General features: G+C 68.1%; 16 protein-coding genes. 6 read left to right on the plus strand and 10 right to left on the minus strand.

What is annotated here, in order from left to right; genetic code table 11:
- The first annotated feature begins 58 nt into the window (after positions 1–58).
- From BLS74_RS24685 to BLS74_RS24695, 3 genes are read left to right on the plus strand one after another with little or no spacing between them, the layout of a single operon-like run.
- Positions 59–727 carry an amino acid ABC transporter permease gene (locus BLS74_RS24685; protein WP_093109793.1) on the plus strand — a complete coding sequence of 223 codons (669 nt, stop codon included), beginning with the start codon at positions 59–61 and terminating at the stop codon, positions 725–727.
- Complete coding sequence (locus BLS74_RS24690; RefSeq protein WP_093109794.1) at positions 727–1,416, plus strand: amino acid ABC transporter permease; 690 nt, start codon at positions 727–729, stop codon at positions 1,414–1,416. Before BLS74_RS24685 ends, BLS74_RS24690 begins: the two co-directional genes overlap by 1 nt.
- Complete coding sequence (locus BLS74_RS24695) at positions 1,394–2,131, plus strand: amino acid ABC transporter ATP-binding protein (RefSeq protein WP_093109795.1); 738 nt, start codon at positions 1,394–1,396, stop codon at positions 2,129–2,131. The genes BLS74_RS24690 and BLS74_RS24695 overlap by 23 nt, the downstream gene beginning before the upstream one ends.
- Positions 2,132–2,146: 15 nt before the next feature.
- Here the strand turns inward: BLS74_RS24695 and BLS74_RS24700 are convergent, their stop codons facing one another.
- Together BLS74_RS24700 and arfB are read right to left on the minus strand one after the other, a co-directional pair.
- On the minus strand, positions 2,147–2,941 hold the full coding sequence (locus BLS74_RS24700; RefSeq protein WP_244503987.1) for a GntR family transcriptional regulator: 795 nt from the start codon (positions 2,939–2,941) through the stop codon (positions 2,147–2,149).
- Between the two features lie 79 nt (positions 2,942–3,020).
- Positions 3,021–3,434, minus strand: coding sequence for an alternative ribosome rescue aminoacyl-tRNA hydrolase ArfB (arfB, locus tag BLS74_RS24705; protein ID WP_093109796.1), 414 nt, complete (start codon positions 3,432–3,434; stop codon positions 3,021–3,023).
- Positions 3,435–3,527: 93 nt separating this feature from the next.
- Between arfB and amrB the strand changes: the two genes are divergently transcribed.
- Genes amrB through BLS74_RS24720 form a run of 3 tightly spaced genes read left to right on the plus strand, consistent with a single transcriptional unit; the run spans position 3,528 to position 5,904 of the window.
- Entirely contained in the window at positions 3,528–4,334 is an 807-nt protein-coding gene (gene amrB / locus BLS74_RS24710) for an AmmeMemoRadiSam system protein B (protein ID WP_093109797.1), read from the plus strand.
- On the plus strand, positions 4,331–5,416 hold the full coding sequence (amrS, locus tag BLS74_RS24715; protein WP_093109798.1) for an AmmeMemoRadiSam system radical SAM enzyme: 1,086 nt from the start codon (positions 4,331–4,333) through the stop codon (positions 5,414–5,416). The genes amrB and amrS overlap by 4 nt, the downstream gene beginning before the upstream one ends.
- 11 nt (positions 5,417–5,427) lie before the next feature.
- Positions 5,428–5,904 (plus strand): YbhB/YbcL family Raf kinase inhibitor-like protein, encoded by a 477-nt coding sequence (locus BLS74_RS24720; RefSeq protein ID WP_093109799.1) that lies wholly within the window; start codon positions 5,428–5,430, stop codon positions 5,902–5,904.
- A gap of 3 nt (positions 5,905–5,907) precedes the next feature.
- Here BLS74_RS24720 and BLS74_RS24725 read toward each other — a convergent pair whose 3' ends face one another.
- The 8 genes from BLS74_RS24725 to BLS74_RS24760 form a co-directional block, all read right to left on the minus strand.
- Positions 5,908–7,245 carry an amidase gene (locus BLS74_RS24725; protein ID WP_093109800.1) on the minus strand — a complete coding sequence of 446 codons (1,338 nt, stop codon included), beginning with the start codon at positions 7,243–7,245 and terminating at the stop codon, positions 5,908–5,910.
- Complete coding sequence (locus tag BLS74_RS24730) at positions 7,245–7,958, minus strand: DUF2848 domain-containing protein (RefSeq protein ID WP_093109801.1); 714 nt, start codon at positions 7,956–7,958, stop codon at positions 7,245–7,247. The genes BLS74_RS24725 and BLS74_RS24730 overlap by 1 nt, the downstream gene beginning before the upstream one ends.
- A gap of 11 nt (positions 7,959–7,969) precedes the next feature.
- Positions 7,970–9,370, minus strand: coding sequence for a TRAP transporter large permease (locus BLS74_RS24735; protein ID WP_093109802.1), 1,401 nt, complete (start codon positions 9,368–9,370; stop codon positions 7,970–7,972).
- Positions 9,367–9,975, minus strand: coding sequence for a TRAP transporter small permease subunit (locus tag BLS74_RS24740; RefSeq protein WP_093109803.1), 609 nt, complete (start codon positions 9,973–9,975; stop codon positions 9,367–9,369). Before BLS74_RS24740 ends, BLS74_RS24735 begins: the two co-directional genes overlap by 4 nt.
- Positions 9,975–11,051, minus strand: a complete 1,077-nt coding sequence (locus BLS74_RS24745; protein ID WP_093109804.1) for a TRAP transporter substrate-binding protein — start codon at positions 11,049–11,051, stop codon at positions 9,975–9,977. Before BLS74_RS24745 ends, BLS74_RS24740 begins: the two co-directional genes overlap by 1 nt.
- Positions 11,052–11,120: 69 nt before the next feature.
- Positions 11,121–11,501, minus strand: a complete 381-nt coding sequence (locus BLS74_RS24750) for a cupin domain-containing protein (RefSeq protein WP_244503988.1) — start codon at positions 11,499–11,501, stop codon at positions 11,121–11,123.
- 151 nt (positions 11,502–11,652) lie between these two features.
- Positions 11,653–12,570 carry a LysR family transcriptional regulator gene (locus tag BLS74_RS24755; RefSeq protein ID WP_093109806.1) on the minus strand — a complete coding sequence of 306 codons (918 nt, stop codon included), beginning with the start codon at positions 12,568–12,570 and terminating at the stop codon, positions 11,653–11,655.
- Positions 12,571–12,615: 45 nt separating this feature from the next.
- Entirely contained in the window at positions 12,616–12,948 is a 333-nt protein-coding gene (locus tag BLS74_RS24760) for a hypothetical protein (protein WP_093109807.1), read from the minus strand.
- Positions 12,949–12,952 lie beyond the last annotated feature (4 nt).

Consider the following 12,952-nt stretch of genomic DNA (forward strand, 5'->3'; position numbering starts at 1 on the left):
TGATCCCGCGCCGCGCGCAGCCTGCCTGCGCGCGGCGCGCATGCACGACCGAGATCCCATGCAATTCGACTACACCCCGGTCCTCGAACGTCTGCCCTACCTCATCGGCGGTGCGTGGCTGAGCCTGCAGATCGCCTTTCTCGCTTTCGCTTTCGGCATGCTGATCGGCCTGGGCGGCGCGTCGGTGCGCGCCTACGGCCCGCGCTGGGCGCGCCGCATCGTCGGCGCCTACGTGGTGTTCTTCACCAACACGCCGCAGCTGGTGCAGATCTTCTTCATCTTCTTCGCACTGCCTGACGCGGGCATCCTCCTGTCGCCCTACCAGGCGGTGCTGATCGGTATGACGCTCAATGCCGGTGCCTACCTCACCGAGATCCAGCGCGCGGGCTTCGAATCGGTGCGCCTGCCCGAGCTCGAGGCGGCGGAGACGCTGGGCTTTTCGCGCCTCCAGACCATCCGCCACGTGATCGTGCCGCACATCGTGCGCGTGCTGTTCCCGCCGCTTTCGAACCAGTACATCCTGATGACGCTCGGCACCTCGATGGCCGCTGTGTTCGGGGTCGAGGAACTCACCGGCCGGGCCTTCAACATCAACTCCGAAACCTTCCGCTCGATCGAGGTGTTCTCGGTCGCCGCGGTGCTCTACATCGTGATCACGCTGATCGCGACGCTGTCGCTCGCCTTCGTCGGCAAGCGCTTCTTCCGCGCCAAGATGAGGTGGTTCTGATGTGGGACCAGATCATCGAAGAGCTGCCGCGCTTCTTCGGCTACTACAACCTGATCTTCTTCGCCAAGGCACTGGGCGCGACCTTCGCGCTGTCGGCCATCGGCTGCATCGTGGGCTTCTCGCTCGGCTTCGTGTTCGCGGCCGTGCGCCTGAGCACGCGGCCTGCGGCGAGGCCGCTGCGCGTGGTGGTGACGATCTTCACCGAGCTGTTCCGGCGCATCCCCTTCCTCGTGACGCTGATGCTGGTGTTCTTCATCTTCCAGGGGATGCATGCGGACCTCAGCATGTTCGCGGTGGCGCTGATCAGCGTGTGCCTGATCGCCACGGCCTTCATCGCCGAGATCGTGCGCAGCGGGCTCGAATCCGTGCACCGCAACCAATGGGACGCCGCCATCACGCTGAACTTCAGCTACCTGCAGACGCTGCGCCTGGTGATCGTTCCGCAAGCCTGGAAGATCATCCTGCCTCCGGTGTTCGGCTTCTTCGTGCTGTTCATCAAGGACACGGCGCTCGCGTCGCAGATCGGCGTGGTCGAACTGGCCTTCGCCGGCAAGACGATGAACAACAAGGGCTTCTCGGCCACGCTCGTCTACGGCACGGTGCTCGCCCTCTATTTCATGCTGTCCTATCCGCTGGCGCGTTTCGGCAAATACCTGGAGAGAAAGCTTGCCCCAACTCGAAATCGTTGACCTCAAGGCCAACTATGGCGCGCACACCGTGCTCGAGCGCATCAACCTGTCGGTCGAGAAGGGCGAGATCGTCAGCCTGATCGGACCCTCGGGCTCCGGCAAGAGCACGCTGCTGCGCGTGCTGATGGGTTTGCTGCCGCCGATTTCCGGCCAGGTGCGCATCGACGGCCAGGCGCTCGACTACAACGACCGCGGGCAGCTGCGCCGCATCCGCTCGCAGATGGCGATCGTGTTCCAGCAGTACAACCTGTTCCAGAACATGACGGTGCTCGACAACGTGACCGTCGCCCCCATCAAGGTGAAGGGGCGGCCGCGCAAGCAGGTGGAAGCCTATGCGACGCAACTGCTCGAAAAAGTCGGCATGGGCAGCAAGCTGCAGTCCTACCCCGACCAGCTGTCGGGCGGCCAGCAGCAGCGCGTGGCCATCGCACGTGCGCTCGCGCTGCACCCCGGCATCGTGCTGCTCGACGAGGTGACGGCTGCGCTCGACCCGGAGCTCGTCAACGAGGTGCTGGACACGGTGCGATTGCTGGCAGCCGACGGCATGACCATGTTCATCGTCTCGCACGAGATGGGGTTCGTGCGCGAAGTGTCGAGCAAGGTCGTGTTCATGGACGGCGGGCAGGTGGTCGAGGTCGGCGACCCGAAGCAGATCTTCGATCAGCCCCGCGAAGCGCGCACGCGCGAGTTCGTCGGGAAGATCCTGCGGCACTGACCGCGTTCGCCCGGGCTATGGCGAGAACTCGCTCACCAGCCCGTTGCTGAGCCGCGAGAGCGTGTAGCGCGCGAGATTTCGCAGGTGCGCCACCACGGCCTCCTCGGCCGCCTTTTCGTTGCCCGCGATGTACGCGTCCAGGATGGCCAGATGCTCCTTGCGGTCGTCCTCGATGCGCTTGAAGGGATCGACCACCTCGAACAGGCGGCACAGCACGCGCAGATGGGCGATGGTGTCGGCCAGCATCGCATTGCCGGAGGCGCGCGCGAACAACCCGTGGATCTCGTCATCGGCCTGCCAGTGGCTGGAGCCCTGCTGGCTCGAGTCCAGCGACAGGATGCTGGCGCGCAGGTTCCGCACCTCTTCGGCCGGCACGCGCCCCATGGCAAGCGACACCGCCTGCGACTCCAGGCGTTCGCGTACCTGCAGGCACTGGAAGTAATGCGACGCCGCGATGCGCCGCACCGCATAGGATCGCGCATTGGCGCGCACCAGCAAACCCTCGCCTTCGAGCCGCAGCAGGGCCTCGCGCAGCGGCGTGCGCGACATCTGGAGTCGCTCGGCCAAGCGCCCTTCGACCAGCACTTCCCCACCCGACAGCTCCCGCTGGAGGATGAGCCGCCGCACGACGGCGTAGGCCCGGTCGGTCAGGTTCGTCGACAACTCGGCCGGCGCCTCGGGCGCCGCGGCCTTGCGCGACGGCTTTGCAGGCGTGGCATCGGCAGCCGCGCGAGCGGCGGATTTCTTCGGCCGACCGGGCTTCCTGGCCTCCTCATGCACCGGCGCCTTGGCCGTGACTTTGGATTTCATATGCTTTGTCTACAAATTGTGTGCAATCGAGCGATGCCACAGCATACGGTGTTCTCGCGACCGGCGCCAAGCGCCTGCCTCAATCCTTCACCGGCCCGCGCAGGCTCTTGATCTCCGAACGCTGGCTCTTGCCCTCGAGCCGCCGCTGCTTCGCGCCATAGCTGGGCTTGGTCGGCCGGCGCACGCGCGGCGGCGTGGCGACGCTGTCGACCAGCTCCTGCAGCCGCACCAGCGCGTCGGCGCGGTTCATGTCCTGGCTGCGGTGCTTCTGCGCCTTCAGCACCAGCACGCCTTCCTGCGTGATGCGGCTGTCGCGCAGCGCGAGCAGGCGTTCCTTGACGTCCTCGGGCAGCGAGCTCGCCGCGATGTCGTAGCGCAGGTGCACCGCGCTCGATACCTTGTTGACGTTCTGCCCGCCCGCGCCCTGCGCGCGGATGGCGCTGAACTCGACTTCCAGAGGGTCGATGAGGATGGGCGGACGCGGCGCGGGCATCCGCTATTTTGGCTTGCGCGGTGGTGCCTTCATGTCGAGCCGGTTGACGCTGACCCGCGGTGAGTCCATATTCATCGCAGGAGGTGTGATGCCGTGCCTGCCGTTCGTCCCGCCGCGGTCGCGGGGACCTTCTACCCCGGCGATGCGCTGCAGCTGCAGCGCGAGGTCGGCGATTGCCTCGCCGCTGCCGGCAGCGCTGTCGCCGAGTCCACGAAGCCACCGAAGCTGCTGATCGTTCCGCACGCCGGCTATGTGTATTCCGGCGCCGTCGCGGCACAAGCCTATGCCCTGCTCGCACCATGGCGCGAGCGGATCACGCGCGTCGTGCTGCTCGGTCCGGCCCATCGCTGCGCGGTGCGCGCGCTGGCGGCACCAGAAGCGGACGCCTTCGATACGCCGCTCGGTCGCATCGCACTGGAACATGCGTCCCTGGCCCTGCTCGGCAGCCCGCCGCAGGTCGTGCACGACGACTGGCCTCACGCCTTCGAGCATTCGCTGGAGGTGCAACTGCCGTTCCTGCAGACGGTGCTGAACGACTTCGCGTTGGTCCCCCTGCTCGTCGGCAACGCAAGTCCCTCCGAGGTCGCGCAGATTCTGGAACGGCTGTGGGGCGAAGACGAAACGCTGATCGTCGTCAGCTCCGACCTGTCGCACTACCTGCCGTACGCGCAGGCCCAGGCGCGCGACCGCGCGACGGTGCAGCGCATCCTCGCCTTCGACGGCGCCCTGGTTCCCGAAGAGGCTTGCGGCGCACGGGCGATCAACGGTGCGCTGCAGGCGGCACGCAGCCACCGCCTGCAGCCGCGCCTGCTGGACCTGCGCAATTCCGGCGATACCGCGGGAGACCGCCGCCGCGTGGTCGGCTACGCGGCGATCGCGTTCGAGGCGCCGGCATCATGAGCGCGAGCCATCCCGGGCGCTGGTGGCACAGGTTGGACGACGGGCGCATCCAGTGCGACCTGTGTCCGCGCGACTGCCGGCTGCACGAAGGCCAGCGCGGGATGTGCTTCGTGCGCCAGCGTGTCGGCGACGAAATGGTGCTGACGACCTACGGGCGCAGCTCGGGCTTCTGCCTCGACCCGATCGAGAAGAAGCCGCTGAACCATTTCCATCCCGGCTCCAGCGTGCTCTCCTTCGGCACCGCCGGCTGCAACCTGGCATGCAAGTTCTGCCAGAACTGGGACATCTCCAAGAGCCGCGAGATGGACCGGCTGATGGATGCCGCATCGCCGCAGCGCATCGCCGAGCTGGCGCGCCAGCGCGGCGCCCTGAGCGTGGCCTTCACCTACAACGACCCGGTGATCTTCGCCGAGTACGCGATGGACACCGCCGATGCCTGCCATGCGCTGGGCCTGTTCAGCGTCGCCGTGACCGCGGGCTACATGCACGCCGCGCCGCGGCGCGAGTTCTACGCCAGGATGGACGCGGCCAATGTCGACCTCAAGGGCTTCACCGAAGCCTTCTATTTCCAGCAGACCGGCGCCCACCTCGCGCCGGTGCTCGACACCCTGCAGTACCTGCGCCACGAGACGAGCTGCTGGTTCGAGATCACGACGCTCTTGATCCCCGGCCACAACGACAGCGATGCCGAGATCGAGGCGATGAGCCGCTGGATCGCCGAGCACCTCGGGCCGGACGTGCCGCTGCACTTCACCGCCTTCCATCCGGACTACAAGATGATGGACGTGCTGCCGACGCCGCCTGCCACGCTGACGCGCGCCCGCTCCATCGCGCTCGCCAACGGGCTGAACCATGTCTACACCGGCAATGTCCACGACGTGGAAGGCGGGACGACCTGGTGCCCGCATTGCCGCGCGCCGCTGGTGCGCCGCGACTGGTATCTCGTGCTGGGCTGCGAACTCGATGCGCGCGGCGAATGCCCGCACTGCGGCACGCCGATCGCAGGCCGCTTCGGCGCCTTCAGCCACGGCTTCGGCCGGCGGCGCATCCCGGTGCGGGCAGCGCAATCACTGCCATCATAAAGGAGACCTCCATGAGCCTGACCCTCACTTCCACCGCGTTCGCACCGGACGGCGCGATACCGCCCATCCACACCTGCGAAGGCAAGGACGTGTCGCCGCCGCTGGCGTGGAGCGGCGCACCCGCGGCGACCCTGAGCTTCGCGCTCATCGTCGACGACCCGGATGCGCCCGATCCGGCGGCGCCCAAGATGACATGGGTCCACTGGGTGCTCTACAACATCGGCGCGGAGGCCGGCGAGCTTCCCGAAGCGGTCAAGACGGCGGCATTGCCGGCGGGCACGCGCGAGGGCGTCAACGACTGGGGCCGCACGGGCTATGGCGGGCCTTGCCCGCCCATCGGCCGCCACCGCTACTTCCACAAGCTCTACGCGCTCGACGCCGTGCTGCCGGAACTCGAGCGCCCGGACAAGGCCGCGCTCGAGAAGGCGATGAAGGGACACGTGCTCGCACAGGCGGAGCTGGTGGGCACGTACGAGAAGCGTCGATAGACGCTACTTCAGCGCCGCCTCCACCGCCAGCGCCACCGCGGCCAGCCGCGCATCGTCGCCCTGCACCGAGGAGAGCATGAGTCCCACCGGCAATTCGCCCGCGCGGTGGCAAGGCAGGCTGAAGGCGCAGCCGTCCAGGTAGTTGATCGCGAAGGTGTTGCGCAGCAGCAGGCCGTTGGCCTTGAAGAAAGCCTCGTCCGAGCGCACCAGTTCGTCGATCGGCGGCGCGACGATGGGCACCGTCGGGCACAGCAGCGCATCGAAGCCTTCGAGCGCGCGCTCGGTGCGCGCGATCCAGGCGCGGCGCTTGTCCTGCATCGCGATGTAGTCTGCCGCGCTCGCCGTGGCACCGGTCGCGATGCGCGCGGCCACGCGCGGGTCGAATCGCTCGCGCGCCTGCGCCAGGCGCTCGCGATGCACCGCATGCGCCTCGACCGCCGAGAAGCCGCCGGGCGCGTTGAGCTGCGCGATCTCGGCCAGGTCCGGCAACCCGATGTCGACAATCAGAGCGCCGGCCGCAGACAGGATCTTCAGCGCACGGTCGAAGGCGCTGGCCACCGCGGGCTCGATGCCGTCGAACATCAGCGTCTGCGGCACGGCGAAGCGCATGCCCGCGAGCGGCCGTTGCCGCACGGCCAGCGGCGCATCGGCGATGACGGTGTCGACCCGCAGGCAGTCCTCCACGCTGCGCGCCATCGCGCAGACCGTGTCGAGCGTGCGCGACAGCTCCAGCGCGCCGGTGCGCGGCGTGCGCGCCTGCGTGCTCTTGAAGCCGACCAGCCCGCAGAGCGCGGCCGGAATGCGGATCGAGCCGCCGGTGTCCGAGCCCAGGCCGGCGACCGCCAGCCCCAGCGCCACCGACACGGCGGCGCCCGAGGAGGAGCCGCCCGGGATGCGCGCCACCGCGGCGTCCGCCGGATTGCGCGGCGTGCCGTGGTGCGGATTGATGCCCACGCCCGAGAAGGCGAACTCCGTCATGTTGGTCTTGCCGACGATGGCGGCGCCGTTCGCGCGCAGCCGCGCCACGGCCGGCGCGTCGGCCACAGCCGGCAGCTCGTCGCGGCAGACGATGGAGCCGGCCATGGTGGTCTCCCCGGCCACGTCGTAGAGATCCTTGACCGACACCGGCAGGCCGGCGAGCGCAGGCAGCGCGACGCCCGCGCGCAGCGCCGCATCGGCATGGCGCGCCGCGGCCAGCGCGGCCTCGGCATACAGCTGCGTGAACACATGCTGCGCACCCGAGGCCGCGGCGCCTTCCAGCGCCTGGGCGACGAGATGCTCGTGCGAGAGTTCGTCGCGCGCCATGCGGCTGCGCAGCGCGGCGATCGTCTCGCCACTCATCACGCCACCACCGGCAGCGGCTGGACCGCATAGCGATGCACGATGCTGCGCTTCAGGCGCGGATCGTGGATCTCGATCTCCATTTCGGGCGCAGGCCGGATGCCCTCGCCGCGTGCGTTTGGCAGCGCGCCCAGCGTGCCGCAGGTCATGAAGCATCCCTCTTCGCTGTCTTCGAAAATGCCGTCGCGCAGCGAAGCGAGCGGCCGGATCGCCGCCAGGCTGCCCTGCTGGTAGCTCACCCACTTCCCATCCTCGAGGATGCGCGAGCGCAGCTGCAGTTCGTCCTGGTAGTGGGCCACGTCGGCCCAGCGCCATGCGGCCGTGGCCACCGGCTTGGCGCACATCTGCTTGGAGACCGCGACCGAGTAGCCCTCCACCTTGCGGTCGGTGTGGTCCGAGCCGACGCTGAGCCACCATTCGCCGCGCGCGAAGAACAGCACCGGCTCGGCCTCGCCGGAACTCTGCTCGCCGAGCGCCTCGATCGCGGGCGCCTGCGTCAGAAGGTTGGCGCCGACGCGGTAGTAGAGCGGCACGCCCGAGGGACGCGGCACGCCGATGGCCTCCAGCTCCTCGATGTGGTGTGCGATGGCGGCGGCGTCGCGGCCGGTCCAGCCCGCGACCACCAGGCGTTGCGGCGCGCTGGCGATCAGTTGCGCGGAGCGCGTGCCGTCGGCAGCGACCGACTCGCAGGCGAAATGAAGCTTCGATGGCATGAATGAAAGTCCTAAATAAGCACGCCCGGCAGCCACAGCGCGATGGCGGGGAACACCATCAGCACGATGATCGCGAGCATGTAGACGCCCATGAAAGGCAGAACGCCGGAGAACACGTCGGTGATCGGCCCGGGCTGCCGTCGCATGCCCTGCAGCACGTAGAGCACGGTGCCGTCGGGCGGGCTGATCATCGCGATCTCGACCAGCATGGTGATCACCACGCCGAACCACACCGGGTCGTAGCCCAGCGCCGTCACCACCGGAAAGAGCAGCGGGATGGTGGTGATCACCATCGACATGCCTTCCATGAAGGTGCCCAGCGCGAGGTAGAAGCCGATGATCACCAGCATGATCACCCAGCCCGGAAAGGGCAGCCCCGTGAGGAACTTCGCCAGCATCTGCGGAATGCCCAGCGAGGAGAGGATGTAGTTGAGGAAGTAGGCGCCGAACAGGATCAGCGCGATCATCGAGGTGGTGCGCGCGGTGGCGCGCATCGATTCCGCCATCATCTTCCACGTCAGCTTGCGGTCTGCCAGCGCCAGCACCACGCTGCCGGCCACGCCCAGCGCGGCCGATTCGGTGGGCGTGGCCCAGCCGGCGTAGATGGTGCCGAGCACTAGTGCGATCAGCAGGGCCGTCGGCACCAGGTCCGACAGGCTCGCGATGCGATGCTTCCAGGTGATGGCCTTGGAAGCCGCGTCGCCGTGCAGCTCGAGCTTGAAGCTGTAGTAGAGGATCACCGCCGTGAACAGCAGCACCACCAGGATGCTCGGCCCCACCGCAGCGAGGTAGAGCGCACCCACCGAGGTCTCGGTGATCAGCCCGTAGATGATGAAGGTGATGCCCGGCGGGATCAGGTTGCCCAAGGCACCACCGGCCGCCAGCGAGCCCAGCACCAGCTTCGGGGGGTAGTGGCTCTTCTCGAAATACGGCAGCGCGACCGAACCCATGGTCGCGGCCGTCGCCACGCTGGAGCCGGCCACCGCCGAGAACACGCCGCAGGCCATGACGTTGGTGTGCAGCAGGCCGCCGGGCAGTCGGCCCATCCAGATGTTGAGCGCGCGGTAGAGCCGCTCGGAGAGCCCGGCGCGCAGCATGATCTCTCCCATCAGCAGGAAGAGCGGGACCGACACCAGCACGAAGTTGGTCGAGGGCCCCCAGATCATTTCGCCGATGAAGTTCCAGAACGGCCGGTCCGACAGGCCGAAACCCGCCAGCAGCGAGAGCACGGCCAGCGCGGCGCCGACATAGATCCCGCCCGCGAAGAAGCCGACGAAGGCGAGCAGCACCGCGGCCAGCGCCCACCAGGGCACGCCGGCCGAGGCCACGGCGGCGGCATGGCCCTGCACGCCGAACAAGGAAGCGCCGCCGATCAGGAGGCCGATCGCGACGATGAAGACGATGGCGATCATCGGGTGGCTCCTGCGGCGGCGACGGGCTGCATGCCCTGCTGCGCTTCGGCCACGGCCTCGAGCGTTTCGGCGGCTTCGTCGATGTAGGTGCGCGCCATCAGCATGCGGTCCATCGCATCGGCATCGCCGATCGCCAGCTGGCGCAGCGCGCGCGCCGCGATGGCCAAACCGGCCAGGAGCAGCAGCGCCAGGCCCGCGGCCCACAAGCCCTGCGGAATCGCCAGCGGCGTGTGCAGCGCCGACAAGTCGGTGGCGCCGAAGTCCCACGAGTCCTTGGCGAGCGAGAACGCGCCCCAGGCGAAGAAGCCGGTGGCGACCAGCAGCGCGAGCAGCGAAGCGAGGTGCAGCCACACGCGCATCTTCAGCGGCAGCTTCTGCACCAGCACGTCGATGCGCACATGGCCGCGCTCGAACAGCGTGCCGGCCAGGCCCCAGCTCATGCCGATGGCCATCAGATAGCCGGTCACTTCGGTTGTCGCCTCGGTCGAGAAGCCCAGCAGGCGCCGCGCCCCGATGTCGAAGCAGATCAGCACCGTGATGACCAGGTAGCACCAGCCGGCGATGGTCATCGCCTTGCCGCTGACCCATTCGAGCGCGCGGAACATCAGCGGCTCGCGGCGTACTTGATGCCGGTGATCGGCGCGATCACGTCGTTGTAGACCGCCACGCAGCGTTCGCCGCAGCGCTTGATCCAGCCGGGCAGCACGTCATCGGCGAGCTGCTTCTTGAGGGTGGCGCTCACGTCGCCCTGCGGCTTGCCCTCCACCATCGGCTTCTTGACCAGCGTGTGCAGCTTGCAATCGGCCGCGCGGCCGACATTGCAGGCGATGCCGTCGTTGGTGGCTTCGACACCGAGCTTCCACTGCGCCTCCTGCACTTCGGACATCGTCTTCTCGAACTGCGCGCGCACGGCCGGATCGAGCTTATTCCACCAGGCCAGGTTGACGAAGTAGCCCGAGGTGGACCACGAAAGCGGCAACGTGTAGAGGTGCGTCGTGACCTCGGGCCACTTCACACCGTTGCCCGACCCCGCGCCGGTGATGCCGCAATCGACCGTGCCGCGCTCCAGCGCGGTGTAGACCTCGCCGAAGGCCAGCGACACCGGCTGCGCGCCCAGGCCCTTCATGAGGTCGGCCGCCGAGGGACCGTTGGTCCGCACTTTCAGGCCCTTCAGGTCCGCGAGGCTCGCCACCGGCTTGCGGCAGAACAGCATCTGGCCCGAGAAGGGATAGGTCGCGACCAGCTTGATGCCCAGGCGTTCGAGTTCCTTGTTGGCCACCGGCACCATCGCATCGGCCACCTTGCGGGCCTGCGCGATGTCGGCGTTCATGCCGGCCAGGTCCACGCCGTCGAGCATGGGCACGTCGCCCGACACGGTAGTCAGCGGCGCGGCGGCGATGTCGACCTGGCCCGAGCGCACCAGGCGCAGCACTTCGGGGCCGTTGACGTTGCGTTCGGGCCAGGACGAGAGCGTGACTTCCACGCGTCCGTTGGTGGCCTTGGCCATGCCGTCGCGCAGCAGCGGCTGGTCGACCTTGGTGTACTGCGGCAGGTTGGGCGCCACCTGGGTAATGGCCTGCACGGCGATCTTCGGGCCGGCGGGCACCTGGGCGAAGGCAGACACGGCAGCCAGCATCGCGGCGGCTGCGAGGCATGCAAGAGGAGGCAGGGAACGCTTCATCAGGAACTCCTGGAGGGAAACAAAGAGAAATGGAACGAGGAAGGGGGAGCGGCAGGCCGGACGGCTGCCTCACCCGTAGTACTGGAATTCGAGCATCACGCAGCCCGCCGGCGACGCGAAGGGGCCGTGCCAGACGCCCGGCGGGCGGCAGGCGAAGGTGTAGGGGCCGAAGGCTTCGCCACCCTGCCCTTCGGCATTGCAGCCGACCACGAGTTCGCCTTCGACGATGAAGACCTCCTCGTGGAAGTCATGGATCACCGGCCGGTCGATCAGCGCGCCGGCGGCCCAGCGTGCGAGCCGCGTGCGCGAGCCGGTGCGGGCCGCCGCGTCGAGGTTGTCGGCGAGCACCAGTTCCTCGATGCGACCGGCGGAAGAAGGCACCGGCACCCAGGCGGTCGATGCCGCATCGAGCCGGATCGCGAAGAACTCGCGATGTAATTTGCTTGACATGGCCTTGTGCATGGCGCGCAGTGTTGTCGCGCACCCCTGCCCCGTCAAACGGGAAATTTTTTTGGAGGCCGATAGGATTTTCTGATGCACGGCCCTGGCGCATGCCGCCGCCCCAGCAACGGGCGCGCGGTGTACCGAATGAGGGCAGACTCTAGGGCGCGAGCACGTCGTCGCGGCTGTTGGCGACGAACTGGTCGCAGGCCGCCTGGGCCATGTTGACCAGCGCCTCGGCCAGCGGCGAGGCGGGTTCCAGCCGCATGCTGGCAACCAGCGGCAGCGGGATCGGCAAGGGGTCGACGTCGAGCACGACGAGGCGCCCGAGGCGCAAGTCTTCCTGGATCACGGCGAGCGGCAGCAAAGCCGTGCCGAAGCCCGTGCGCGCGAGGTCGACCATGGCGCCCAGCGACGAGAAGTAGCTCACGCGCAGATTGGCGCAGCCGCTCGCGCCCTGTGCGATGTTGCGGTAGACGCCCGACTCGCGATGGAAGGAAATGATGGGCTGCTCGGCGATGTCGGCAAAGGACAGCAGCTTGCGCGCCGGCAGCTTCAGCGCCAGGCTCGGGCTCGCGACCCAGCGCATCGCGAAGTTCACCATGCGCCGGTTGTCGATGAAGCCCGGCGTGATCTCCTCGGAGAGGATGGCGCAGTCCAGCGTGCCGCGCAGCAGGTCGTCGCGCAGGTGCGGCGTGATGTCCGAGTCGAGCTCAAGCGTGGCGTTGGGGTAGCGCTCGGCAAAGCGCGACAGCAAGTCGGGCAGCCAGGTATGGACCACCGTCTCGATCACGCCGATGCGCAGCATGCCGGAGAAGGCATCGGCCTGGCCCATGGCACCGATCATGCGTGCCTGCATCTCGATCATGCGTTCCGCATAGGGCATGAGCTCGGTGCCGTGGTAGGTGAGCATGACGCCGCGGTGCTCGCGGTCGAAGAGCTTGACGCCGAACTGCTGCTCCAGCGTGGCGATGCGGCTGGAGATGCCGGCCTGCGTGGTGTGCATCTTGTCGGCAGCCGCCTTGAAGCTGCCGAGCTTGGCAACCCAGACGAAGGCCTCGAGAAAACGCACGTTCATGGGCGCAGTCTAGGCGACCCGCCGCAGTGCGGACGATGGGGGGTTCTACTCGCCGCGCGACACCGGACGGGCTTCCACGTCCGTCACACGGCCCGGATCGCGCAGGCGAACGGGGCTGTCGGCGGCTTCGCCGCGCGCTCGCGCCGCAGCCACGTCGGCCGCGGTGGGCTCGGCCGGGCGCGCTGCAGCCCGAAAGCGATCGAAGCCGTGGCGTGGATCGAAGCGCATCACCCACGGCTGGACCGGCTGCCCCGTGAGACGCGCCCAGCCATAGCGCAGGCCCCAGACCGCCGCCAACAGCAGCACGGCAACTGCGAGGCTGGCCGCGAACAAGAGGCCCAAGAAGAAAAGAACGAGGCGCAAAAGTAAGTTGAGCATCGAA

It is taken from the genome of Variovorax sp. CF079, assembly GCF_900101545.1.
In the GTDB taxonomy this organism is placed as follows: domain Bacteria; phylum Pseudomonadota; class Gammaproteobacteria; order Burkholderiales; family Burkholderiaceae_C; genus Variovorax.